The following is a 24,473-nucleotide window of genomic DNA, read 5'->3' as shown; positions in this document are numbered from 1 at the left end:
CGACAACCAGGTTTACGTTTTGGTCAACCACGTTGTCGAGTTTACCCACCGAAGGACTCCTCTTGTTCGCCGACCACACCCCCGCCACCGCTCCCACCGCGTCCCGCCGCCTCATGGAGGCCACCACCGCCAAGCTCGGCTACCTGCCGTCGGCGGTGGCGCGCATGGCCGAGTCCCCGCACCTGCTGGACGCCTTCCTCAAGACCAGCGCCATGTTCGAGCAGACCACCCTCGACCCGCTCGCCCGCGAGGTCCTGATCATGACCGTGGCGACCCGCAACGGCTGCCACCTGTGCGTCGCCATGCACACCGCCAAGCTGACCGCCCTCCAGGCCGACCAGCCCGTCATCACCGCACTGCGCCAGGGCAAACCCCTCGACGACGACCGACTGGAAGCCGTCCGCACCTTCACCATCGAGGTCCTGGACACCGCGGGCCAGGTCTCGGACGAAGCCCTCACCAACTTCACGGCACAGGGCTTCACCGCCCAGAACGCCCTCGAAGTCGTGATGGGCATCGGCGTCTACACCATGTCCACCCTGGCCAACCGACTCATCGACGCACCCGTCGACGAACCACTGGCCGCCTTCGCCTAACGCGCCAGCAGCTCGACCAACCGGTCCACCGGCAACGCGGGCGATCGCCTTCCTTTGCGCCCCACCACCGTCTCGGCGGCCACCAAGGCGTTCAGCACCGCCTCCTCCACCCCGTACACCACCGCCGCGAAGAAGTCGTCCATCCGGTTCCACGGCACGCACTCCACCGTGTCGTACCCCGGCGCGCCCACCGGGAAGGCGGACGGCGTCATGGACCCCGCGTTGCCGGTCGAGAAAGCGAGGAAGATGTCCCCCGAGAAGTGCGAGCCCGTGGTCCCGGTCCGCGCCAACCCCAACGGCACCCGGCGAGCCAACGCCGAGCACTGCCCCGGCAACAGCGGCGCGTCAGTGGCGACCACGACGATGACCGACCCCGCGCCGGGCGGGAACTTCCAGTCCGAGTCCTCGATGGGGTTGTCGTCGGTCAGCCACTCCCCCACCGGCACCCCGGACACCGTCAGCTCGCGCCGCGACCCGAAGTTGGCCTGCGCGAACACGCCCACCGTGTACGTCTCCGACCCGTACGACACCACCCGCGAGGACGTCCCGCTGCCGCCCTTGAAGGCGTAGCAGTTCATGCCGGTGCCGCCACCGACGTTGCCCTCCGCCACCGGACCGGTCGACGCGACCTCGATGGCGGCCACCGCGTGCTCCGCCCGCACGTGCGGACCGTTGATGTCGTTGAGGTACCCGTCCCAGGTCTCCGCGACCACGGGCAGCAGCCACTGGTCGGCGGCACTGGGGTGGGTGCGCGTCATCCAGTCGATCACCCCGCGGTGGCACGTGCCGACCGCGTGGGTGTTCGTGATCAGCACCGGCCACCGCAGGGCACCGGACTCCGACAGCAACGCGGTGCCGGTCATCTCCCCGTTGCCGTTGAGCGAGAACCACCCCGCCGCGCACGGCACGTTCACACCCTCGTGCCCGCGCGGCAGGATCGCCGTCACGCCCGTCCGGACATCGCCCTCCGCCAACGTCGTGTAGCCGACGAGCACCCCCGGCACGTCGGTGATCGCGTTGTGCGGCCCCGGGTCGCCGGGCAGTCGCAGTCCGAGGTCGCGGGCGCGCATCAGGCCTCCAGGTCGCAGCGGGTGGCGTCGGCGGCGAAGGCGACGAGAACCGCCTCGGCCTCCGGGACGGTGAACGTCGGCACGGCGTGCGTGAGGTGCAGCCCGAGGCCGTCCTCCAGGGCGACCAGGCCGCGGGCGATGGTGGTGGCGTCCCGGGTCAGGTCGAACACGCCGGTCGCCGCGCCCGCTTCGAGGATCGCCGCGTACAGCGCGACCTGGCGCTCGCACAGGCGGATGTGCTGGGCGGCGTAGGCGGGGTCGCGGCGGGCGTACGCGCCCAGCTCGTAGATCAGCACGCACAGCTCGTCGTCGCGACCGGTCGGCAGGCCCGCGCGGATGGTGGTGACCAGCCGGCGGCGCGGGTCGGGTTCGCGGCGGGCGGCGGCCTCGCGGTCGACGCAGAACCGCTCGATCGCCTCCCGCTGCACCTCGAACAGCAGGTCGCCGAGGTTCGGGAAGTAGTACAGGACCGACCCGGTGGACATCTCGGCCCGGTCGGCGACGTCGCGCAGGCGCAGGTCCAGCACGCCCCGCTCCAGCACGGCCCGGCGCGCGGCGGCCACCAGCTCCTCGCGCTTCTCGTGGGCGCGGCTCGGTCTCGGCATACCGGCGATTCTTCAAGTGATCTTCAGAGAACGCAAGTCGACAGCTCTCCGCTATTGACGAACTCCACCCCGAGTTCTTTGATGGCCAGTCAAAGAACTCGGCGAAGGAGACCGCCATGCCGGACCGGTCGTCGTCACCCGCCCTTCGGCGCGGGCTCAAAGTGCTCGGCACGCTGCTCATCACGCTGTCCGCGATCTCGCCCGCGTCCTCGGTGTTCATCATCGCGCCGGGGGTGGTGGGCCAGGCGGGCAGCGGAGCGTTCTGGAGCTTCGTGGTCGCCGCCGTCGTCGGCGTCTTCATGGCGTTCGTCTACGCCGAACTGGCCTCGGCCTACCCGCTCAGCGGCGGCGAGTACGCCATCGTCGCGCGCACGCTGGGCCGGCTGCCCGGGTTCGTCACCCTCGGCCTGCTGCTGGTGACCCAGTTGCTGATCATCGCGGTCATCGCGCTCGGCGTCGGCACCTACCTCGAAGTGCTGTTCCCGGGCCTGAACGGGCCGGTCGTCGCGGCCGTGGCGACGGCGGGCGCGACCGCGCTGGCGGTGTTCGACGTCAAGCTCAACGCGTGGATCACCGGGATCTTCCTGGTGATCGAACTGGCCGCGCTGGCGGTGGTCAGCGCGCTGGGCCTGTTCGACCCGGCCCGGCCGCTGGGCGACCTGCTCACGGAACCGGTCAACGCGGCCGGTCCTGTGTCCTTCGGCGTGATCACGGCCGCGGCGGCGGTCGCGATCTTCTCCTACAACGGCTACGGCTCGGCGGTGTACTTCGGCGAGGAGACCGACGACGCGCACCGCGGCATCGCGCGGGCGATCCTGTGGGCGCTGGCGATCACGGTCTGCGCGGAGTTGATCCCGGTGACGGCGGTCCTGCTGGGCGCGCCGTCGCTGCCCGACCTGTTCGCCGCCGACAACATGATGTCCCACTTCGTCGCCGGGCAGGCCGGGTCCGCGGTGAACACCGTGATCAGCCTGGCCGTGGCGCTGGCGATCCTCAACGCGGTGCTGGCGATCATCCTCATCACCTCGCGGATGGTGTTCAGCACCGGCCGGGACACCGCGTGGCCGGGCACGGTGAGCCGGGCGCTGGCGGCGATCCACCCCGGCACCGGGACGCCGTGGGTCGCGACCGTGGTGACGGGGGCGTTCGCGACCGCGTTGTGCTTCGCGGACAAGGACTTCCTGCTCGTCGTCACGGCCACCTCGATCGTCGCGGTGTACGCGGCGCTGTGCCTGGCGGTCCTGGCCGGGCGGCGCAACGGCACCACCGCGCACGCCGCGTACCGGATGCCGTGGTTCCCGGTCGCCCCGGTGCTGGCGCTGGGCGCGCTGGCGTACGTGGTGTGGACGAACTTCCTCGACCCGGTCGTCGGGCGGCCCAGCCTGGCGATCACCGCGGGCATCGGCGTGGCGGCGGCGCTGTACTACGCGCTGGTCGTGCGGCGGCGCGGGGCGTGGGTGCTGCGCGGACCGGAGGACCCGGTGCCGGCGGACACCGCGCCGCGATAGCGTGTCGCCGGTTTCGCCGACGGAGGGACTGGGGATGCAACGACCGGCTTGGGTGGGCCCGGAGATCGACCTGCAGAAGCCGAGCCCGGCCCGGGTGTACGACGTGCACCTGGGCGGCTCGCACAACTTCCAGGTCGACCGGGACGCCGCCGCGGCGATCACGAACGCCATGCCGGGCCTGCCCGCGATCCTGCGGGCGAACCGGGCCTACCTGCGCCGCGCGGTGTCCTACCTGGTCGGTCAGGGGGTCACCCAGTTCCTCGACCTCGGGTCGGGCATCCCGACCGTGGGCAACGTCCACGAGGTCGCGTGGCGGCACGACCCGACCGCCCGGATCGTCTACGTGGACTGCGACGCGGTGGCGGTCGCGCACAGCCGCGCGATCCTGCGCGACGAGCCCAACGCGGACGCGGTGCTGGCCGACCTGCGCCGCCCGCAGGACGTGCTGGAGGCCGAGGAGACGCGGAAGCTGCTGGACTTCTCGCGGCCGGTGGCGGTGCTGATGTTCGCCGTGCTGCACTTCGTGGACGACGCCGACGACCCGGCCGGCCTGATCCGCCGCTACCTCGAACCCGCCGTGCCGGGCAGCTACCTGGCCCTGTCGCACGCCAGCCTCGAGGGCGACGCCGACCGGGCCGAGGAGGGCACCCGGCAGTTCCGCCGCCGGGTCGGCGACTTCACCATGCGCACCCGCCGCGAGGTCACCGAGCTGTTCGGCGACCTGGAACTGGTCGAGCCTGGCGTGGTGTACCTGCCGGAGTGGCGGCCCGAGCCCGGTGAGGAGGTCGCGGACGCCAGCACGACGTCCACGTTCGCCGGAGTGGGTCGCAAGGCGTGACCGAGGTCGTCGCCGGGCGCTACCGGCTCGTGGAACGGCTCGGCGCGGGCGCGATGGGCGTCGTGTGGCGGGCTTTCGACGAGCGGCTGCACCGCGAGGTGGCGGTGAAGCTGCTGGTGGTGCCGCCCGGTGCCGACCCCGGGGAGGCGGCGGCACGGGCGGCGCGCGAAGCCCGCATCGCGGCCCGGCTGCACCACCCCAACGCGGTGACCGTGCACGACGTGGTGACCGACGGCGATGTGCCCGTGCTGGTGATGGAGTACGTGGCGGGGCGGTCGCTGTCCGGTGTCGTCCTGCCGGTCGCGGAGGCCGCCCGGGTCGGTGCCCAGGTCGCGTCCGCGCTGGCCGCCGCGCACGCGGCGGGGATCGTGCACCGGGACGTCAAGCCCGGCAACATCCTGCGCACCGACGACGGCACCGCGAAGATCACCGACTTCGGCATCGCGCGGGCGTTCGGGGACGTGACCGTGACCCGGACCGGCGTGCTGGCCGGGACGCCCGCGTTCCTGGCGCCGGAGGTGGCGCGCGGCGGGGTGCCGGGACCGGCGTCGGACGTGTTCGCCCTGGGTGCCACGCTGTACGCGCTGGTGGAAGGACGACCGCCGTTCGGGGACGGGGACAACGCCATCGCCCTGCTGCACGCCGTGGCAGCGGGCCACTTCCCACCGCCCACCCGGGCAGGCGAGCTGACCGCGATCTTGCTGGACCTCCTCCGCACCGACCCCGCCACCCGCCCGACGATGGCAGAAGCCGCCCACCGCCTCCGCGCGGCAGCCGACGCCTCGCCCGGCGCGCATTCGGCAGCCGGCCAGGCGTCGGCCGGCCAGGCGTCGGCCGGCCAGGCGTCGGCCGGGCTGCCGCCAGCGGCAGCGGGCGCATCGCCCACCGGCCCGACGCCCGCCGCGCCCCCGCACCTCCAACCCGTCGCTCCCCCGCCGACCCGGCTCGACTTCGGCGCGCCCCCACCCGGCACGCGGCTCGACCCGCACCCCGTCCCCGCCACCCCACCATCGCGCCCCAACCGCACGTGGCTGCTGGCGGGTGCGGCACTGGCGGTCGCGGTCGTCGTCGTGGTGGCCGTGCTGGCGAGCCGGGGCGAGGACACCCCCGCCGCCACCCCCACCACCGCGAGCACCACCACCACCAAGACGACCACGACCACCACCACACCCAAGGTCGACACCCGGGCCCTCGAACGCACCGTCGCCGAGTACTACAAGGACCTGTCGAAGAACAACAGGTCCTGGCGCGACGCCGACAAGGTCGAGATCACCACCCCGCCCAAGGCCGACAGCCCCACCACCGTCGTCATCGGCATCCAGTACGAGCGCCGGGGCAAGCACCGGGACACCCACCGCGTCACCGTCGTCGACGGGCGGGTCACCGACATCCAGGTGCTGTCCACCGAGCGGATCGGCGGCAAGAAGGACGACGACGACGAGTGATCAGTGCCGCCGGGGCTGGCCCAGGGCTGCCGGGGGCGTGTTGCCGGCCGTCGCGCCCTCCGCGTACTGCGGCGTCACGATGAACACGAACTCGTGCACCCGGTCCGCCGCCAACTCGTCCACCACGTACGACTCGCCGATGCGGATGCCGTGCCGCATCAGCAGCTCCTGGTGCACCGGGAACGCCGTCCCGTCGCCGTTGACCGGGTTGCCCAGCACCTCCAGCCCCCACGTGTCGCCGCCGACGATCGCGGGCCGGAACCGGGACAGCCACCGCGCCTCGCGCACGTAGATCCCCGGCAGCCCCCGACTGGCCTCCCAGCGCGCGATGTCGGCCGGGTCGCGCCGCGCCAGCAGCTGGTTCCAGCCGGTGTGGAACAGGACGACGTCACCGGGTTCGATGCGCTTGATCCCGCCGAACTCCATGGCGTCCTTGATGTCCTCCACGGTGATCCGGTAGTTCTCGCGCAGCAACGGCTTCCCGTTGCTCGCCGGCTCCGCCAGGTCCTCGACCCGGTCGCGCGCGAGCTTCACGCCGAGCACGTCCAGCAGGATGCCCCGGGTCACGACCGGGCCCATGTGCTCCGCGCCCAACGCGATGGTGCCGTGCGGGCGGGCGATGTCGGGGCCGCGCCGGCCGTTGTAGAAGAACTCGGCCGCGCCGACGTGGTTGAGGTTGTCGGTCTGGGTGCCGATCTGGTAGGTCGCGGCCAGCGGCTTGGCGTGCTTGGGCGAGAACTCGGCCTCGAACCGCTCCTCGTGCACGCTGATCTTGTTGGCGCCCAGCGGTTCCAGCGCGACCAGGATGCCGCCCTGCTCCAGGAACCCGGGCGGTGGCGGGTAGCCCCAGATGGTGAGCCGCTGCTCGTAGGTGCGGCGCGGGTCGGTGCGGAAGGCGGGGAAGCCGTTCCACATCAGCTCGCCGAGGTTGTAGGTCTTGACCTCGCGGCGGGGGTTGAGCAGGGCCAGGGCGGCGGCGGTCTTGGCGGGCGTCACCTCGTTGAGCGCGCCCCGCTGGTCGTCCGGTCCGTACCGGCTGGGCGCCCAGTCGGCGAGGTTGGCCGGGTCGGCGTAGTCGAACGGCGTGTCGTCGAACCTGCCGGCCGCGTCAGGCGCGGACGCGTCAGGCGCGGACTCTTCAGGCGCGGCAGTGGCTGGGGTGGCGGTGGCGGCCGGGACGGCGGTGGCGGCGAGGCCCGCACCCGCGAGCTTGAGCAGGTCGCGGCGGGCCAGGTGGTTGCGCAGCAGGTCGGGGTTCACGCCTGAGCAGTACCCGGCGGGTCGCGATCAGCGCAACGGACGTCACCTCAACGCGCTAACGGCGTGCTCCCGGAACGCCCCCGTCGCGGCGTGCGTCGGCCGGCGCGGCCACACCAGGCGGACGGTCACCGTGGCGGCGTCGGCCAGCGGCAGGTAGCGGATGTCGGGGTGCGGGTGGCTGTGCACGGTCGCCTCCGTGGTCACGCCGACCGCCTCGCCGAGCGCGATGGTGGTCAGCCACTCGTCCACGCCGGGCACCTCGAACGTGTCCGGCCGCATCCCCTCCGGCCACAGGTCCGCGCTCGTGGTCGCGGCCGTCGAGCACAGCGCCACCGGCTCGCCGGCGAGGTCGGCCAGGTGCAGGACTTCCTTGTCCGCCAACGGGTTCCCCTGCGGCACGGCGGCGATCCGGTGCTCCTGGTAGAGCACCCGGGAGGCCAGGGCGGTGTCGGACGGCTGGGTGCGCATGAACGCGATGTCGACCTCGCCCTTGCGCAACGCCACCTCCGGGTCGTCGCACCGCCGCACCCGGACGGGCGTGCCGGGACGCGCCTCGCGCCACCCGCGCAGCAGCGGCAGGGTGTGCCGGCCCAGCGCCGCCCACCCGAAACCGACGCGCAGCGGGCGCGGTCCGGCGGCGGCCTCGGCGAGGGCGTCGTCGAGCTGGGCGAGGATGCGGTGGGCGTGCTCCCACAGCCGGCGTCCGGCGTCGGTCAGGGCGAGACTGCGGGTGGTGCGCTCGACGAGGCGGGTGCCGAGGCGATGTTCGAGCTGTTCCAGGGTGCGGGACAGCGCGGGCTGGCTGACGTGCAGCGTGGCGGCGGCGTCGGTGATGGTGCCCTCGTCGCCGATGGCGGCCAGCGCCCGCAGGTGCCTCAGCTCGACATTCATAACCGTGGAGCATAAATGCCCGAGGAGAAGCATTTCACGGCGATGCCTTGCCGCGCATACGGTTCGAGGTGTGAAGATCCTCCTCATCGGCGCCTCCGGCCTGATCGGCACGGCCGTCCACAAGACCTTCGTCGACCGCGGCCACGAGGTGCTGACCGTCGGCCGCTCGTCGGGCGAACTGCGCTTCGACCTGACCGACCCGGAGCGGGTCGGCGCGCTGTACGCGACGGCCGGCCCGGTGGACGCGGTGGTCAGCGCGGCGGGCGACGTCCCGTTCAAGCCCCTGCCCGACCTGACCGCAGACGACTTCCGCGCCGGGTTCGCGGGCAAGGTGCTCAGCCAGGTCGAGCTGGTGCGGCAGGGGTTGGCGCACGTGCGAGGTTCGTTCACGCTGATCACGGGCGTGCTGGCGCGCGAGCCGATCGTTTCGGGTTCGGTGGCGTCGCTGGCGAACGGCGCGATCGAGTCGTTCGTCCGGGCGGCGGCCATCGAGATCGCGCCGCTTCGGATCAACGCGGTGAGCCCGACCGTGGTCACCGAGGCGCTGGACGCCTACGGCGACTTCTTCCCCGGCATGCCCCCGGTCGCCTTGGCCGACGTCGCCCAGTCCTACGTCCGCGCGGTCGAGGGTCCGCTGACCGGCCAGGTGTTCATCCCCTAGCCGTTCAGGACCCGGTCGACCTGGTGGTCCAAGACCGCTCGCGCCGCCGCCGGGGTGCGGTGCCCAAGGGCGATGTCGACGCCCAGGCTCGTCGCCGGCGACCAGCAGATGTCGGCGTCGAGCCGGTCGGTCGCCCGGGCGCTGCCCCGTGCGGCGGCGATCAGGTCTGCGGTGAGCGTGATCAGGGCGTCGTCGCCGGGGGCGAGCACGCGGGCCATCGTCGGGTCGGCGAAAGCCCGTTGGTGGCGGGCGTGGCACTCGCGGGCTGGGGGTACGACCGGGCCAAGGCGCGCGGTCGGCGCGGGTAGGGGCGTCCTCTTTCGAGTGATCTCCGGACCCCGTGACAACTGCACCGGGCCGCCCGGTACGGACTGTGGATCGCGGGCGGCGGCGGTCGACGGCCCCGCCCTGCTGGAAGCGGGTCGCGAACCCGCCCAGGGGCTAGTCGGCGGCGAGGATCGTGTCGACGAGGCCCGGGAAGCGGGTGTCGAGTTCGTCCAGGCGCAACGTGTTCATGCGCTTGCGGCCCTCGTCCCACTGCCGGATCAGGCCCGCCTCGCGCAGGGACCGGAAGTGGTGGCTGAGGGTCGACGCCGCCACCGGCAGGCCGAACGTGCCGCACGGCCGGTCTCCCTCGGCGATGAGCAGTCGCACGATCTTCCGCCGGGTCGGGTCGGCCAGGGCGCGCAGGACGTCGTCCACCGTCACGTCGGCGATCTCGGGGTGGGACAGCGGAGTCCAACGGCCCAGCATGCTGAGAAGCCTCTCAGGTCTATTCGACACCTCACGAAAACTGTACTCCTCCCCGCGTTTATTCGAGACCTCTCGAAAAGAACTCAAGGAGGCTCCCCATGCACTTCGCAGTCACATCGCTGCTGGTCACGGCCCTGGCCTGCCCGATACCGGACCCCGCGCCCGAGGGTCGGCAGGTGCCCTACGAGCCGGACGTCGCCGGTCCGGTCAACCTCGAAGCAGGCACGGCGAGCGTCGTCTCCGACGGCGGGCAGGGGGTGGTGCTGGGTCTGGACGCGAAGCGGTGGACCGAGTCCGGCGAGAAACCGGCCGCGCCGCGCCGGTTCGTGTTCCTGTTCGACTCGTCCGTGCGCTTCAACGCCGCCACCTTCCCCACCTGCGACCGGACCCAACTCGACCGGCAGGCCTGCCCGGAGGGCTCACGGGTCGGCGGCGGTCGGGCGGAGTTCTACCCGTCCGGCAGTGCGGAAGTCGTCGTCTACAACACCAAGTACGCGGACGGGACGCGCGGCATGTTGATCACCATCCCCGCCGTGGGCACCGTCCTGGAGAACACGTTCGAGAAGGTCTCCCGGCCCTACCGCGACCGCTACACCCAGGCCTCCGACGAGATCTTCCCGCCCAGCACCGTCCCGCCGCAGGACCGGCCGGTCACGCAGGGGTTCGCGATCACGTTCGGCGGCACGCACGGGGGTCGCAGCTTCGTGGAAACCACGACCCCCGTGGGCGGAACCGTGAAGTTCGGCGTCTACAGCGAGTACGTCACCGGGCAGCGGACGCTGACCGAGACCACCGCGACACGAACCGGGTGACCTTCCACGCGGCGATCCCGCCCGCCAGGCTGAGCACGACCACCACGGCGGGCGGGAAGAACTCCAGCAGCGGCGGGAACAACGCGTAGTGCGTGAGGTAGATGTACAGCGACGCGCTCGCCACCAGGCTCACCACCCCGACCAGCGGCCGGGGTAGCGGCACCCGGGTCAGGGCCAGCAGCAGGGCCAGGCCGGCGAGCACGACGCCCTCCCGCGCCGGGTCGTCGAACGACCCCGGCACCAGGACCATCGCCACCACCAGCACCACGCACCGCCGCAGGACGGTGTCGGCCCGGAACGCCAGCCAGCCCAAGGCGAAGAACCACACCGCGCCGAACGTCGTCATGTTCCGGTCGGCGAAGGACGCGTCCGCGTCGAACACCAAGCGCGGCAACGACAACACCGCCAGCGCGACGAAGGCGAACACGAAGCCCCGCGTGCGTTCCCACTCGCGCACGCGGGGCACCGCGAACACCAGCGCCAGCACGAGCAGCACGTGCACCAGCACCTCGACGAACCAGTACCCGACCGCCCCGGTGCGCACGAAGTTGTTCACCAGCAAGACGTTCACCCACGTCACGTCGTCGGTGGTGAACACCCGGTAGACCAGCCACAACGACGTCGGCACCGCCACCAGCGCCGCGCTGCGCAGGATCCGGCGGGGCGCGGCGGGCAGCAGGAAGCGGGCGAAGTTCCACCCGGCTAGCGCCAGCAGCAGGTGCGCGCCGCCGGTCACGTCGAACACCTTCACGTGCGACCCGACCACCAGCACGATCGCCAGCGCCCGCAACACGATGTCCGTCTCGACCCGCGGCACCCGCCGCGGCGCCACCCGGGACCGCTCCAGCGAGGCCACGGTGCGGGTCTGCCAGTCCGAGGGCAACCGGCCCAGCAGCCGTTCCAGCTCCACCGACACCCGCACGTAGGTCAGCGAATCACCGCCCAGCGACACGAACGTCGAGTCGTCCCGGACGTCCTCGCCGAGCGCCGACGCGAACAACTCCCGCACCGACCCCGCCCCCGAGACACCCGCGCCCAGTCGCGCGACCGCCCGGTAGTCGACCTTCCCGTTGTCCAGCAAGGGGAACTCGGCCACCCGGACCACCCGGACGCTCGCCGCGGGCAACCCGAACCGCGACCGCACCAACGCCCCGGCCCGCCGCACGTGCCCCCGCACGGCGACCACCAGCGTGTCGTCGTCACCCGTGCACACCGCCGGCACCCCGGACTCGGCGAGGACTCGCTCCACCTGGTCGAGGTCCACCCGCAACCCGAACAGCTTCAAAAACCGACTCCGCCGGCCGACGACCTCGTACAGGCCGTCCTCGGTGCGCCGGCCCAGGTCACCCGTGCGCAACTCCCACGTGGTCCGGCCGAGCGCCAGGTCCTCCGGTCCGCACGCGTACCCGAGCATCACGTTGGGCCCGCGGTAGACCAGCTCGCCGTCCACCACGTCGAACGACCCGCCGGGCACCGGCACGCCGATCGACGACGGGTGCGTGCGCGCCAACTCCGGTGGCAGGTAGGCCATCCGCGCGGTCGCCTCGGTCTGCCCGTACATCACGAAGAACCGCCAGCCACGCGCCTCGCCCAGCGCCGCGTACGCCGCCACCCGCTCCGGCGCGAGCCGCCCGCCGGCCTGGGTGACGTACCGCAGCGACGGCAGGTCGCGGTCCGCGAAACGGATTTGGTCCAACAGGTCGAACGTGTGCGGCACCCCGTGCAGGCTGGTGACTTCGTTGTGTGACATGAGATCCCAGAACTCACTGTCCACAACGGATCGGCCGGTGAGCACGAGTCCCGCGCCGCGCAGGAGGTTGCTGTTGACCACGGAGAGCCCGTAGCAGTAGTGCATCGGCAACGAGGTGATCGCCCGGTCCGTGGGTCGGATGTCCAGGTACTCGGCGATCGCCTCCGCGTTGGCGCGCAAGCCTTCCGCCGACAGCCGCACCAGTTTCGGGGAGCCGGTGGTGCCGGAGGTGGACAGCAGCAGTGCCAGCTCCGGGTGCAGGTCGTGCGCGGTGCCCGCCCGTCGTTCGACAAGGTCACCGTCGGCCACGACATCCGGGTCGTAGGCCCCGGTCAACGCCTCGACCTGGCCGGGCGCGCACAGCAGCACCGGGTGGCCGCCGCGCAACGCCGCCAGGTAGGTCACGAGCGAGTCCAGGTCGTTGCGGGTGGCCAACAGCACCAGCCGCCGCGTGACCCCGAGTCGACCGGCCGTCGCGGCCACCCGCCGGTCCAAATCTACATATGTAGTCGTCACGTTCTGGCTGATCACAGCCACTCTGGAGCCGTGGGCGGCGAGGTTGGCGGCGAACCCGAGGTCAGCGGTGGCGGTCATGCGGAACCGCCCGCGAAGAACAGCGCAGGCCCCGAGACCACGACGGACGTGTCGTCCCCCGGCCGCACCGGCAGCGGCCCCTGCACACGCGACCGCACCACCGAACCGTCCCCCAAGCGCAGCAACACAGTCGCGTCATGCCCGTGGAACAACACATCGGCCACGGTCGCCGGCACACCCTCGCCGCCCAAGTGCAGCTGTTCCGGCCGCACCAACACGGTCCCCGGCCCTTCGCCCTTCACCGCCAGCCGACCCAGCGGCGTCTCGGCCACCCCGTCCCGCGCCTCACCCGCGAACGTCACCGCCTCGCCCACGAACAACGCCACCCCGAGGTCGGCCGGCGAGGTGTAGACCTGGTGCGGCGCACCGAGTTGCGCCACCACACCGCCCCGCAGCACGGCCACCCGGTCCGCGACGCCCAGCGCCTCCTCCTGGTCGTGCGTCACCAGCAGCGCCGTCGCGCCGAACGCCCGCAGCGCCGCCCGCACGTCGGCCCGCAGCTCGTCGCGCAGCGCCGCGTCCAGCGACGAGAACGGCTCGTCCATCAGCACCACCCCGGGCCGGGGCGCCAGTGCGCGCGCCAGCGCCACCCGCTGCCGCTGCCCGCCGGAGAGCTGCGCCGGCATCCGCGCTTCGAACCCGGACAGCCCCACCAGTTCCAGCAGTTCGGCCACCCGTTCCCGACGCTGCCCACGCGCGAGGCCGAAGCCGACGTTGCCCGCGACGGTCAGGTGCGGGAACAACGCGCCCTCCTGCGGCACGATCCCGATGCCGCGGCGCTCCGGCGGCACGTCCACCGACCCGTCCGCGAGAACCTTGTCCCCCAACGAGATCGTGCCCGAGCGCACCGGGTGGAACCCGGCCAGCACGCGCAGCAACGTGGTCTTGCCGCAGCCCGACGGCCCCAGCACGGCGAGCAGGCCGCCGTCGGGCACGTCGAGGTCGATGCCGCGCAGCACCGGTTCCGGGCCGTACCCGGCGACCAGCCCGCTGATCCGCAACCCGCTCATCGGTCACCTCCGCGCAGGAACCGGTCCAGCACCACGGCCGGGATCGCCGCCACCACGAGCAGGACCGCCGCGTAGGGCGCGGCGGCGGCGTAGGCGGCGACCTCGGTCTTGGTCCACAGCTCGGTGGCCAGGGTGTCCACGCCGGTCGGCCGCAGCAGCAGCGTGGCGGGCAACTCCTTGGCACAGGTCAGGAACACGAGCGCGGCGCCGGCGAGGATGCCCGGCGCGGCCAGCGGCACGGTCACCCGCAACCGGGTCTCCGCACGGCCCTTGCCCAGCGAGCGCGCCACGTCCTCCAGCACCGGCGGCGCGTGCGCGACGGCCGTGCGCACCGCGCCCACCGCCAGCGGCAGGAACAGCACGGCGTAGGCGAACGCGAGCATCGGCGTCGTCTGGTACAGGCCGGGCGCGAACCGGATGCCGAAGAACACCAGCGCCAACCCGACCGTGATGCCCGGCAACGCGTGCCCGGCGAAGCTCGCCAACTCCACCCCGCGCACCAACGCCCCCCGGTGCCGCGCCGCCAGCACCCCCACCGGCAGCGCCATGAGCATCGTCACCACCGCACCCAGCGCGGACACCGAGATCGTGTTCAGCGTCGTTGTGGCCAGGTCACCACTGAACGCCGACCGCCCCGCCGCCAACCACCACCCCAAGCTGAACACCGGCGTCCCCAACGACACCGCCACCAGCCCCAGCACACCCACCAACGCCGGAACCTTCATACGCCCCAACGGAACCGTGATCGCCCCGCGGTGCTCCCGCGTCGCCACCGCACCCCGCGCCCGACGTTCCCCGATCGTCAACGCGATCGCCAACGCCACCAGCACGCACCCCAGCACGGCGGCCGGCGTGCGGTCGAACGTCGCCCGGTAGCTGGTGTAGATGCCCAGCGTGAACGCCTCGTACCGCATCAACGACACCGCCCCGAAGTCGCTGAGCACGTACAACGCCACCAACAACCCGCCGGCCGTAGCCGCGGGCCGAACCTGGCGCAGCGTCACGGACACAAACGTCCGCCCCCGCCCCCGCCCCAACGACCGCGCGACCTCCTCCACCCCCGGGTCGGCCGTCCGCAACGCCGCCGCCACCGGCAGGAACACGTACGGATACGACACCAGCGTCAACACCAGAAACGCGCCCCAGAACCCACCAAGCCCCGGCAGAAACGCGATCCAGGTGAACCCCGCGACGTAGGACGGAACGGCCAGCGGCAGCACCAGCAGCACGCCGAACACCCGCCGCCACGGCAGGTCCGACCGCACCACCAGCCACGCGCCCAGCACACCCAGCACCAGGCACGCCGCCGTCACCGCGCCCGCGAGGGCGAGGCTGCGCACCGCGAGGTCCAGCGTGCGGGCCCGCCACAGCACGCGCCAGACGACCCCCGCGCCGTGGTCGAACGAGCGGACGGCGAGGTAGGCGAGGGGGGTCAGGGCGGCCCCGGCGACGACCAGGGCGAGTGCGGTGTTCGTCGGTGCGGCCCGCAGGGGGCCGTTCAGGACAGCCCCGCTTCCTGCAACAGCGCCAGGGTCTGCTGGAGGGAGGACAGCTTCGACAGGTCGATGTCCGGGCCGTGCAGGTCGGTCAGCGCCGGCAACTGGTGCTTGGTCGACTTCACGGTCGGGTTGGCCGGGTACTCGGCGGTCTCGTCCGCGAAGTACCGCTGCGCCTGCTCGGACAACAGGAACCGAACCGCCTTCTGCGCCGCCTCCGCCTTGTCCGACCCGGCGACCACACCCGCGCCCGCGACGTTCACCAGCCCCAACGGGTCACCGCTGGACACGTAGTGCAGCTTGACCTTCACCGCGTCCGCGCCGTGCTCGGCGACCTTGGCGTACCAGTAGTAGTGGTTGATCAGACCCACCGGGAGCCGGCCGTCGTTGATCGCGTTCATGATCGCGATGTTGTTGTCGTAGCGCTTGGGCTCGTTGGCGGCGAACTTCTTCAGCCAGTCCTTGGCGTAGTCCTCGCCCTTGACCACCCGGACCGAGGTGACGAACGCCTGCCAGGACGCGTTGGTCGGCGCGTACCCGACCTTGCCCTTCCACTTCGGGTCCACGACCTGTTCGAGGCTGTCCGGGACGTCCGCCTCCGTGACCACGCGCGGGTCGAAGGCCACCACCCGAACACGCGCGGACGTCCCCACCCACCGCTTGTCGTCGGCCCGGTACCCCGCCGGAACCAGGTCGAGCACGTCGGCAGGCAACTCAGCCAACCGCCCCTGCTCAGCCACGGCCCCGAGCGCACCCGCGTCCTGCGAGAAGAACACGTCCGCCTGGGACCGCTCGCCCTCTTCCAACAGCTGGGCGGCCATCTCACCACTACTGCCGTACCGGACCTCGACCTTGACCCCGGTGGCCTGCTGGAGCTGATCGAGCACCCCGCCCACCAACTCCTTGTTGCGCCCGGAGTAGATCACGAGCGCGTCACTGCTCTGGGTGTCGGACCCACAGCCGGCAACGGGGGCGGCCACCAGCAGCGCCAGCACCACGGCGGCGTTGCGTGCGCGACGGATCACTGCGCGTCCTCCTCGGACTCACCCCCAGGCGGTCAAGGCGCAGCAAAGGTAAAGCTAGCCTAAGCGCGAGGCAAGCAGCCGTAGCCGTTACGTGATGCGTCGTCCCCCACATCACCCGTTCGCGGCCCCACCAGCCCGGATCGCAGGCACGGCGGGCAGTCCGCTCTTCCGGCGCGCAGCGCCGTCGGGCGTGCCGCCGAGGGGCACACAACTCGACCCGGGCTTCTTGCTTGTGTCATCCCCGTATGGCCCGAAGGGCTACCACATTTTTGGTCGGGTGCAGCCGAAAATGTTGTGAGGAACGAGCAAAATTTTTAGCGGCGCCCGGCCAAAAATGCGGTCGGCTTTGCCGGGTCATGCGGGGATGGCACAAGCTAGAAGCCCCCGCAGTTGTAGTTGTGTCATCCTTGGCGGCTCGCCCGCCGGCGAGGCTCTTTTAAGCTTTAGAATTGCGCTTCCCCGCTCAACTCCACGCTTCGCGCGTGGTCACCCAACGCGCTCCGCGCTGCTGGAGGAGGAACGCGCCTCGCGCTCTTGAACAGCGCTGACGCGCTGCTCTCAAGATCAAAAGCCAAAAGCGGGCCTGGAGGCCCCGAGGGGGGAGGAAGGGCGTCGGTTCGTCCCCCGCAAGACCTGCTGGAGGCAACCGCACTTCGACCCTTTCCGCAACCGGTAAAGCGTGGTTGCGGAAAGGACCGAAGCGTGGTTGGGCTGCGCCCAGGCCGTACGGGGGACGAACCGAGGCCCTTCCCTGTGGCTTGGCAAGCCCGACCAAAAGCGGCGCCTGCGGCGCGAAAGGCAGCGCCTGCGGCGCAAAAGCGGGTCGAGCGGGGGTCAGGTTTCGGCGGGTACCTTGCGGGGAGCGGCGGTCGAAGCCCGGACCACCACGTGTGGCAGCAGGTGGATGTGCAGCTCAGCCCGGTCCGACCGCCCGCTGTGCAACTTCCGCAGCAGGAACTCCACCGCCAACCGGCCCACGTTCTCCCGGGGCGGCGCGACCGCCGTCAGCGGGATGTCCGCCAAGCCGGCGAACTCGTCGTCATAAGCGATCACCGACAGGTCGTCCGGCACCACCAGGCCCCGCTGCCGCGCCCGCTGCAACACCTGGATCGCGATGTTGTCCGGGTGCGCCAGCACCGCCGTGACCCCGGCACCCTCGAACCCGTCCAGGATCGCGTCCAACTCCTGCGCGATCTCCTCGTGCGTGCGGTTCTCGTGCCTGGGCATCGACGTCGGCAATCCCATCGCCTCCACGGCCGCGTCATAGCCACGAGTGATCCACCCACTCGTCGGTGACTGGCACGTCACCAGCGCAATGTTCCGGTGCCCCAGCTCCACCAGGTGCCGCACGGCCTGGATCGCCCCGTGCTGGTGGTCCGACGACACGTACTCCACCGGGTGCAGGTGGGCGGTCGGCTCGTGCGAACGCTCCACGAACAACACCGGGATCGGGAGTTCCGCGATCCAGTCCAACGCCGGTGCCAACCGCGAGAACGGTTCACTCGGGGTCAGCAGGAGCCCGTCGACCTTCGCCTCCAGCAACCGCTGCACGTGGGACCGGTCGTCGTCGAGGTTGTAGTCCGACACGGCCAGGACCAGCTTGATGTCCCGGGCCTGCGCCGCCCGCCGGGCACCCTCGACGATCTCCCGGAAGTACTGGCTCGCGGCCGGTATCACCATGCCGATCGTCGGCTTGCGGCCGGCGACCCTCGGGGCGGACGGGGTGACGAGGGTGTCGCGGATCGCGCTGGGCAGCACCGCGCCGCCGTGCACCCGGCTGACGTCCCCGCGCGCCTCCAGTTCCGCCAGGTCGCGGCGGACGGTGATGGCGGAGACACCCAGTTGGGCGGCCAGTTCGGCGGCGCGGACGCTGCCGTCCCTGCGCACGGCCATGAGGATCGCGTGGTGCCTGCGGCTCGCGTCCATGCGCACCTCCGATGATCGAACGACCAAACGATCGTCCCAGGATCATATCCGTTGAAACGTTCAGTCCGTGAGTACTTCGAGGAACGGTTTGTTCACGGAGTTCTCCCGGCTGTTCAGCTCGACCGCGAGCGCGGAACCACTGAGCCCCAACGACACCGTCCGGTCCACGGCGAACTGGGACCGCACGAACGCCGTCACGTCCAGCGGGATCCAGTCGGCCACGTTGCTCACCCGCCCGGTCACGACGACCGAACCCAGGGCCGGCCGGGTGTCCCAGGTGACCGACTCCGACCACGAAGCGGCAACTTCGTTGGCGGACAACGTGGTGTGCGTGCCACCCGAGTCGGACACCTTCCCGTGCACCCACAGCACCGCACGCGTCGGCGCGGACGCCAACGCGGACAGGTCGAACTTCAGGTACGAGTTGCGCGTGTACCCGGCGCCGGTCGCCGACTTCACCACCAGCGTGGGGTCGGTCCCATAACTCGTCCCCGAGTACGAACCGTCCCGTACGTACGCGTCGGCGGCGGGCGCGACCGTGCGCGCGGTGCGAGGGCTCAAAGCAGTGCCAGTACCGAGGGTGACGGTGTGACTGCGGCCCAACGATCCGCCGACCTCGACCAACAGCCGAGTGGTGCCGGAGGTGCCCAGGACGTTCACCGTCGGGTCGCCTTGAGCAGTGGTGAAACCGTTGTCCGTCAACGTGACCAGCACGGTGGTGGCCTTGCGGGTCGGGTCGGCGACAGTGACCGTCACCTGGCTGCCGTTGCGCCGGACCAGCACCGAGCACGGGGCGTCGACGGTGATGGGGCCGCACGTCCCGGCCGCGAAGAAGTTGGCCGCGTGAGTGCTCGGCGCAGCGATTCCCTGCACGTTGGCCGTGTTCGCGAGGATCGACGCGGTGGGCGAGGCAGCACGCGCCGCCGTGGCGGTGGCGGTCGCGCCGGGCAGGAGGATGTAGCCGTAGCTCGCGCCGGTCGGGTTCGTGCCGTGGTCGAACCACAAGGTCAGGTAGCGGCGGGTGATGGCGTCCGCACTCCCACCCCGGTTGATGTCCCGCCACGCCCCGGTCCGAGCGGTCCGCGCCGCATCCACGGTCGCCCCACCTGGGAACACATACCCGCCGAACCCGCCGATGGCCATCCAACTCGCCCCGGTGAACCGCTGCGACCAACCCAGCGAAGAGGACTGCGCGGTGCCGTCCACCACCAGCGGATGGGTGCCGGACGCGCCGAGGTTCCGGTTGTCCACCACCGAATCCACGGCCACGCCGTCGGTCGACGTGATGCCCGCGCCCAGGCACACCACCTGGTCGTCCAGGCAGAACCACGACTTGCGCCCGGTCAGCGTGCTCTGCAACCCCCGCACGTCCTGCCCCAGCGCGGCGTACGTGCCGTCGCTCGCGCCGCCCGCCCACGTGTTGGTCGGCCGGGTGGCGTTCCAGTCACCACCCGCGCCGTCCGCCAACGCCTTGCGGGACACCGTGGTGCCGGGCAGCCGGTACGGGTCGACGGTCGGCCAGAACGCGTCGGAGTACTGCCCGTTGCCGTAGGTCTCGCCCCACCAGTACGTCATGCCGCTGCCGGTGTGCCAGCCGCGCGGGTTCTCGCCGTTGCCGACCTCGTAGAACGTGGTGCGCGCGGACGACATGCTCACCGAGAACGTCCACTGTGGACGCCGGTGCACCGCCCGGTCCATCGCCGCGAACAGCTTGTGCCCCACGGGGTGCGCCAGCGCCGCGACGGACGAGTCCACGACCGCCTTGGCCAGCGCCAACTCCGGCACCGCGATGGTCGTGTCGGCGAAGTACGGGCTGTACTTGCCGCGCTCGATCCACCCCTTGACCAGCCCGCGCCACTGCGCGACCTCGGCCGCCGTGCCCAGCCCCGAGGACGCCATGACGAGGATGCTCCCCATGATCGCGTGCCCGCGGGTGTGGTCGGTCTGGTTGCCCCGGCTGATCGCGCGGCCGGACACGCCGTCCACGACCAGGCCGTTCATGATCCACGGGGCGAAGGTGGTGGTCACCGCGTCGAGCACCAGTTGCCGGTTCGGGTCGGTCACCTGCCACGTCGAGCCGGACAGCAGGGTCAGCAACCCTCCGAGCCCGCCGAGCAGAACCGCGCCGTAGCTGCCCGCGTACGGCACATAGGTGTGCTGCACGAACGAGCCGTCCGCGTACATGCCGTCCCCGGTCAGGACGTGCGGGAACACCGGGGACAGCGCGTCGCGCGCGGTGGTCAGCTTGGCGTCGGACGCGCCGAGGACGCCGCGCAGCGCGAGGACCTGGCACAGGTCGACCCGGTTCGCGCCGGTGCTGGTGCCGCTGTACTGGGCGACCCGCGAGCTGGGCACGTAGTGGTCCACGGCGGCCAGGTGGTCGGCGAGCAGGGGCGCGTCGACGAGCACGCAGAGGTCCAGAAGCAGCTGCGGGGTGCCGATCTGCCAGTCCCACCAGTTGCCGTAGGTGGCGCGGCCGGCGGTGTAGGCGTTGTCACGCAACCACTTCAGACCCGTCGTGATCCCGGTGAGCATGGTGGACGACCCGGTGTGGGCGGTCCCGGGCTGGACGTATGCCAGGGCCATCGTGCGCAGCCGGGAGTGCGAGGCGGTCACGTTGCCCGAGACCGATCCGATGGGCAGGTCCGGCCACAGCGAGGACGTGCCGGGGCTCATGGCCGCCAGGTTCGCCCCCGCCTGCTGCCCGGTGCGTTGCAGGGCGGAGGCGAAGGGCTCGATCGTGGGGTCGTAGCCGACGCCGGTCAGCAGGTCGCGCCACCGGGCGCGCAGGGTCGAGTAGGCGTCTTCGGCGAGTGCGAGTGCGGGTGCGGGGGTGCCGGAGAGGCTCAGGGCCGTGACGGTGCTCGCGAGCAGGAAGTGCCTGCGGGACAGGGTCATGCGTCACTCCTCACCACGGAGAGGTCGTCGAGGTCGACGTTGTGGGTGGTGCCGTCCGACCAGGTGATCCGCACGCCCCGGTCGGTGCGCTCGGCGGTGGCGGTCGGCGATTCGGTTTCGCCCAGGGCGACCCGGCACACGAACAGGTCACCGGTCCCGTGCAGGGCGGGGACCACGGCGGGGCGGCCGAAAGCGGTGCCCTCGGGGGCGTCGAGGGCTTCGGCGGACTCGTAGCCGAGCAGTCCGACGAGTTCGCTGGACATGGCGCCCACCGTCGTGCGCACCACGAGGTCGTCGGTGGTGGCGGCAGCACCGGCCAGCGGCCAGCCGGTGTGCCGCACGACCGACCCGGGCGGCGTCCGGTGCACGCGCACCTCGCTCGCCCCGCGCACCACGCTCACCGCGTCGACCACCACGCCGGGCGCGGCGACGTGCCGGGACGCCGCCCAGTCCGGCCCGATCCCGGTCGGTTCCAGCGCCGGCCGCCCGCACCACACCCCGTCCACCAGCACGGCGAACGTGTTGTCCGCCGGGTCGACGGTCGGCCCGGTGCGCGACGAGTACGCGATCCGGTCGTAGAGGGGGTCGCCGGGGTGGTCGGTGCTGCCGTGGTTGACCAGCCGCGCGGTGCCGTCGCCGGGCGCGCGGTGCAGCAGGAAGCCGGGCTCGGGCAGCGACACCGGATCGTCGTGCCTGGTCGACGTCTCCGGCTCGGTCCACACCGGGTGCGTGGGCGGCAGCACCAGCCCGAGGAACCCCTTGGCCGCCCAGTACGGCGAGGCCGACCCGGAGTATGCCTGCAAGCTGGGTTCGTGCGGTCCGTACCAGCCCGCCGTCCACACCCCGTCCCGGATCGCGCCGCGCGCCACGAAGTGCTTCAGGGTCGCGCTCGCGATGCGCCGGGTCTCCCCCGCCGGCACCGGCGAGACGTCCAGCAGCGCCCCGAGCCACAGCGGGGCCACCGACGCCACGCGGTAGGTCAACGACCGTCCGAAGTGGATCATTCCGCCGTCGTGGTCGAAGAAGTGCACGTGATCGCCCAGGAACGACACCAGCCGGGCCGGGTCGAAGGCGTGGCCGAACAGGTAGGACCGCAGGCCGGGGTAGAAGTGCATGGCCCAGCCGTTGTAGTAGTCGAACGACCGGTTCGGGCCGTCGGAGTACCAGCCGCGCCCCACGTGGAAGGACTCGACGCGGGCCAGCCCGCGCTCCCGGACCGCCGCGCCGTCGTCGATCCCGATGGGCTCCAGGAAGTCCGCGACCAGCACGGAGAACAGCCACCAGTTGTTGTCCACCGGCTCGACCCGCACCCCGGCCGACAGCCAGTCCGCGACCCGTTGCCGCACCGGGTCCGGCAGTTCGTCCCACAGCCACGCGCGGGTCAGCCGCAGGCCGATGACCAGCGACGCGGCCTCCACCAGCGGCTGACCGCGGTCGACGATGGCGGGCCAGGGCTCGGTCGAGGTGCCCGCGTCGAACCCCTCCGCGTAGGCCGACAGCCACCCGCGCGGGTCCGCGCCACCGGCCCCGGCCAGCCGGAAGGCCGCCAGCAGGAAGCTCCGCGCGAACCCCTCCAGCCCGTCGCTGACCGGCCCGGACCAGCTGGTCCGCCCCGGCGGCCGCAGGAACGCGCCGCCCGGCGACCGGTGGGCCAGGATGCCGTCCACGAGGTGGTCGGCGACCGCTTCCCACTGCGCCCGACCCCACGTGCTGGAAGGGTCGGGCGCCGGCAGCGACGGTGCTGGGTGCATTCGCGGGAACGTAGGCGGCGTCACACCGCGGGACAAGCCCGAACGGCCAACTCGGTCAAATGCGAACACGACACGCCCGCCACTTCCGCATGGTGATCACTCACAACAGCATGACGTGCGCAAACGGTGAGTGACGATCGGTTGTGTTCGCTTGATCGGTCTCACCTTGACTTGCCGTGTGAACGGCACGAAAACTTGCCGCCACTGCGAGACGACCCCCTGGAGCGTGAGATGCGGCACAAGATTCGGACCAGACTGGGCGCGATCGGGGCACTGGCCGCCCTGGGTCTGGTGGCGGCGTGCGGGGGTGGTGGCGCGTCGGGGGGCGCCGCCCAGAGCGGACCGACCGAGATCACCTTCTGGTCGTGGACCAAGGGTTCGGCCGAGGTGGTCGACGCGTTCAACGCGCTGCACACCGACGTCAAGGTGAAGTTCGAGCAGATCCCGTCGGGCGCGGCGGGCGGCTACACCAAGATGACCAACGCGATCAAGGCGGGCAACGCGCCGGACGTGATGAACATCGAGTACCCGGTGCTGCCGGACTACGTCAGCCAGGGCAGCCTGGCCGACCTCAGCGCCAAGGTCGGTGACCTGAAGGCCAAGTTCCCCGACCAGATCCGGGCGCTGACCGAGCTGGGCGGCAAGACGTGGGCCGTGCCGCTGGACGCCTCCCCCATGGTCCTCTACTACCGCAAGGACTTCTTCGACGCCAACGGCATCGCCGCGCCGAAGACGTGGGACGAGTACAAGGCCGCGGCGGCGAAGGTCAAGCAGGCCGACCCGAAGGCGCGCATCGGCACGTTCTTCCCCGACGACCCCGGCCACTTCGCGTCGCTGGCCTGGCAGGCGGGCGGCAAGTGGTTCGGCACCAGCGGCGACTCGTGGCACGTCTCCATCGACGACCCCAAGTCGAAGCAGGTCGCCGACTACTGGCAGGGCCTGATCTCCGAGGACCTGGTGCGCGTGCAGTCCGCGTTCTCCCAGGAGTGGAACGCCGGCGTGAAGGCCGGTGAGACCGTCTCTTACGTGGGCGCATCGTGGGGCGCGGGCAGCGCGCTGCGCGCCAACCAGCCCGACCAGGCCGGCAAGTGGGCCGTCGCGCCCATCCCGCACTGGGGCACCCCGGCCAGCGGCATGTACGGCGGCAGCACGTTCGCGGTGGCCAAGGACAGCAAGAAGGTCGACGCCGCGGTGAAGTTCATCGGCTGGATGACCACCGACGCGCAGGCCATCACCACCCGCCTCGGCATCGCCAAGTCGACGATGTACCCGGCGGCGGCGGACATGGTGCCGGTGGCGGCCAAGAGCTTCGACAACAGCTTCTTCGGTGGCCAGGACGCCTACAGCGTCTACAAGGACGCGGCGGCCACGATCAAGAACGGCTGGACGTGGGGTCCGAGCATGTTCGCCACGAACTCCACGCTCAAGGACAACTTCGGCACCGTCACCAGCGGCGGCGCGTTGACCGACGCACTGCGCAAGGCGCAGCAGTCCACTGTGGACGAGCTGAAGAAGCGCGGCCTCAACGTCTCCTGACCACCGCGGCGCCCCGGTCGGCGACGGCCGGGGCGCACCCCTCCCACG

General features: G+C 71.6%; 20 protein-coding genes. 7 read left to right on the top strand and 13 right to left on the bottom strand.

What is annotated here, in order from left to right; genetic code table 11:
* Positions 1 to 62 precede the first annotated feature (62 nt).
* Positions 63 to 596, top strand: coding sequence for a carboxymuconolactone decarboxylase family protein (locus RIN75_RS31780; protein ID WP_309115747.1), 534 nt, complete (start codon positions 63 to 65; stop codon positions 594 to 596).
* On the opposite strand, the gene RIN75_RS31775 is transcribed toward RIN75_RS31780, so the two are convergent.
* Positions 593 to 1,666, bottom strand: coding sequence for a P1 family peptidase (locus RIN75_RS31775; RefSeq protein ID WP_309115746.1), 1,074 nt, complete (start codon positions 1,664 to 1,666; stop codon positions 593 to 595). The two genes, RIN75_RS31780 and RIN75_RS31775, sit on opposite strands and share 4 nt — an antisense overlap.
* Complete coding sequence (locus tag RIN75_RS31770; protein WP_309115745.1) at positions 1,666 to 2,271, bottom strand: TetR family transcriptional regulator C-terminal domain-containing protein; 606 nt, start codon at positions 2,269 to 2,271, stop codon at positions 1,666 to 1,668. The genes RIN75_RS31775 and RIN75_RS31770 overlap by 1 nt, the downstream gene beginning before the upstream one ends.
* A 116-nt stretch (positions 2,272 to 2,387) precedes the next feature.
* On the opposite strand from RIN75_RS31770, the gene RIN75_RS31765 reads away from it, so the two are divergent.
* The 3 genes from RIN75_RS31765 to RIN75_RS31755 are packed head-to-tail and all read left to right on the top strand — an operon-like array spanning position 2,388 to position 6,062.
* Positions 2,388 to 3,779, top strand: coding sequence for an APC family permease (locus RIN75_RS31765; RefSeq protein ID WP_309115744.1), 1,392 nt, complete (start codon positions 2,388 to 2,390; stop codon positions 3,777 to 3,779).
* Positions 3,780 to 3,813: 34 nt separating this feature from the next.
* Positions 3,814 to 4,617 (top strand): SAM-dependent methyltransferase, encoded by an 804-nt coding sequence (locus RIN75_RS31760; protein ID WP_309115743.1) that lies wholly within the window; start codon positions 3,814 to 3,816, stop codon positions 4,615 to 4,617.
* Positions 4,614 to 6,062, top strand: coding sequence for a serine/threonine-protein kinase (locus RIN75_RS31755; RefSeq protein ID WP_309115742.1), 1,449 nt, complete (start codon positions 4,614 to 4,616; stop codon positions 6,060 to 6,062). The genes RIN75_RS31760 and RIN75_RS31755 overlap by 4 nt, the downstream gene beginning before the upstream one ends.
* On the opposite strand, the gene RIN75_RS31750 is transcribed toward RIN75_RS31755, so the two are convergent.
* Both RIN75_RS31750 and RIN75_RS31745 read right to left on the bottom strand, forming a co-directional pair.
* Positions 6,063 to 7,322 (bottom strand): cyclase family protein, encoded by a 1,260-nt coding sequence (locus RIN75_RS31750; protein ID WP_309115741.1) that lies wholly within the window; start codon positions 7,320 to 7,322, stop codon positions 6,063 to 6,065.
* Between the two features lie 42 nt (positions 7,323 to 7,364).
* Positions 7,365 to 8,213 carry a LysR family transcriptional regulator gene (locus tag RIN75_RS31745; RefSeq protein WP_309115740.1) on the bottom strand — a complete coding sequence of 283 codons (849 nt, stop codon included), beginning with the start codon at positions 8,211 to 8,213 and terminating at the stop codon, positions 7,365 to 7,367.
* 70 nt (positions 8,214 to 8,283) lie between these two features.
* Between RIN75_RS31745 and RIN75_RS31740 the strand changes: the two genes are divergently transcribed.
* On the top strand, positions 8,284 to 8,874 hold the full coding sequence (locus tag RIN75_RS31740; RefSeq protein ID WP_309115739.1) for a short chain dehydrogenase: 591 nt from the start codon (positions 8,284 to 8,286) through the stop codon (positions 8,872 to 8,874).
* Here RIN75_RS31740 and RIN75_RS31735 read toward each other — a convergent pair.
* On the bottom strand, positions 8,871 to 9,083 hold the full coding sequence (locus tag RIN75_RS31735) for a hypothetical protein (RefSeq protein WP_309115738.1): 213 nt from the start codon (positions 9,081 to 9,083) through the stop codon (positions 8,871 to 8,873). The genes RIN75_RS31740 and RIN75_RS31735 overlap by 4 nt on opposite strands.
* Before the next feature lie 232 nt (positions 9,084 to 9,315).
* Complete coding sequence (locus RIN75_RS31730; protein ID WP_309115737.1) at positions 9,316 to 9,627, bottom strand: helix-turn-helix domain-containing protein; 312 nt, start codon at positions 9,625 to 9,627, stop codon at positions 9,316 to 9,318.
* A gap of 98 nt (positions 9,628 to 9,725) precedes the next feature.
* Between RIN75_RS31730 and RIN75_RS31725 the strand changes: the two genes are divergently transcribed.
* A complete protein-coding gene (locus RIN75_RS31725; RefSeq protein ID WP_309115736.1) occupies positions 9,726 to 10,439 on the top strand; it encodes a hypothetical protein in 714 nt (237 codons plus the stop codon).
* Here RIN75_RS31725 and RIN75_RS31720 read toward each other — a convergent pair.
* The 7 genes from RIN75_RS31720 to RIN75_RS31690 form a co-directional block, all read right to left on the bottom strand.
* Complete coding sequence (locus RIN75_RS31720) at positions 10,390 to 12,783, bottom strand: non-ribosomal peptide synthetase (RefSeq protein ID WP_309115735.1); 2,394 nt, start codon at positions 12,781 to 12,783, stop codon at positions 10,390 to 10,392. The two genes, RIN75_RS31725 and RIN75_RS31720, sit on opposite strands and share 50 nt — an antisense overlap.
* On the bottom strand, positions 12,780 to 13,793 hold the full coding sequence (locus RIN75_RS31715; protein ID WP_309115734.1) for an ABC transporter ATP-binding protein: 1,014 nt from the start codon (positions 13,791 to 13,793) through the stop codon (positions 12,780 to 12,782). The genes RIN75_RS31720 and RIN75_RS31715 overlap by 4 nt, the downstream gene beginning before the upstream one ends.
* Positions 13,790 to 15,166: an iron ABC transporter permease gene (locus tag RIN75_RS31710; protein WP_309115733.1), complete on the bottom strand. Its 1,377-nt coding sequence runs from the start codon at positions 15,164 to 15,166 to the stop codon at positions 13,790 to 13,792. The genes RIN75_RS31715 and RIN75_RS31710 overlap by 4 nt, the downstream gene beginning before the upstream one ends.
* Before the next feature lie 125 nt (positions 15,167 to 15,291).
* Positions 15,292 to 16,314 (bottom strand): iron ABC transporter substrate-binding protein, encoded by a 1,023-nt coding sequence (locus RIN75_RS31705; RefSeq protein WP_309115732.1) that lies wholly within the window; start codon positions 16,312 to 16,314, stop codon positions 15,292 to 15,294.
* An 834-nt stretch (positions 16,315 to 17,148) separates the two neighbouring features.
* Positions 17,149 to 18,240 (bottom strand): LacI family DNA-binding transcriptional regulator, encoded by a 1,092-nt coding sequence (locus tag RIN75_RS31700; protein ID WP_309115731.1) that lies wholly within the window; start codon positions 18,238 to 18,240, stop codon positions 17,149 to 17,151.
* 60 nt (positions 18,241 to 18,300) lie between these two features.
* Entirely contained in the window at positions 18,301 to 21,138 is a 2,838-nt protein-coding gene (locus RIN75_RS31695) for a polysaccharide lyase family 8 super-sandwich domain-containing protein (protein ID WP_309115730.1), read from the bottom strand.
* Positions 21,135 to 22,889 carry a DUF2264 domain-containing protein gene (locus RIN75_RS31690; RefSeq protein ID WP_309115729.1) on the bottom strand — a complete coding sequence of 585 codons (1,755 nt, stop codon included), beginning with the start codon at positions 22,887 to 22,889 and terminating at the stop codon, positions 21,135 to 21,137. Before RIN75_RS31690 ends, RIN75_RS31695 begins: the two co-directional genes overlap by 4 nt.
* Positions 22,890 to 23,120: 231 nt before the next feature.
* Between RIN75_RS31690 and RIN75_RS31685 the strand changes: the two genes are divergently transcribed.
* Positions 23,121 to 24,425, top strand: a complete 1,305-nt coding sequence (locus tag RIN75_RS31685; protein ID WP_309115728.1) for a sugar ABC transporter substrate-binding protein — start codon at positions 23,121 to 23,123, stop codon at positions 24,423 to 24,425.
* Positions 24,426 to 24,473: the final 48 nt, after the last annotated feature.

Origin of the sequence: Saccharothrix sp., from assembly GCF_031180885.1 — a bacterium.
Taxonomy (GTDB): domain Bacteria; phylum Actinomycetota; class Actinomycetes; order Mycobacteriales; family Pseudonocardiaceae; genus Actinosynnema.
Note: the sequence above shows the minus strand (reverse complement) of the source record. Positions and strands in the feature narration are given on the sequence as shown.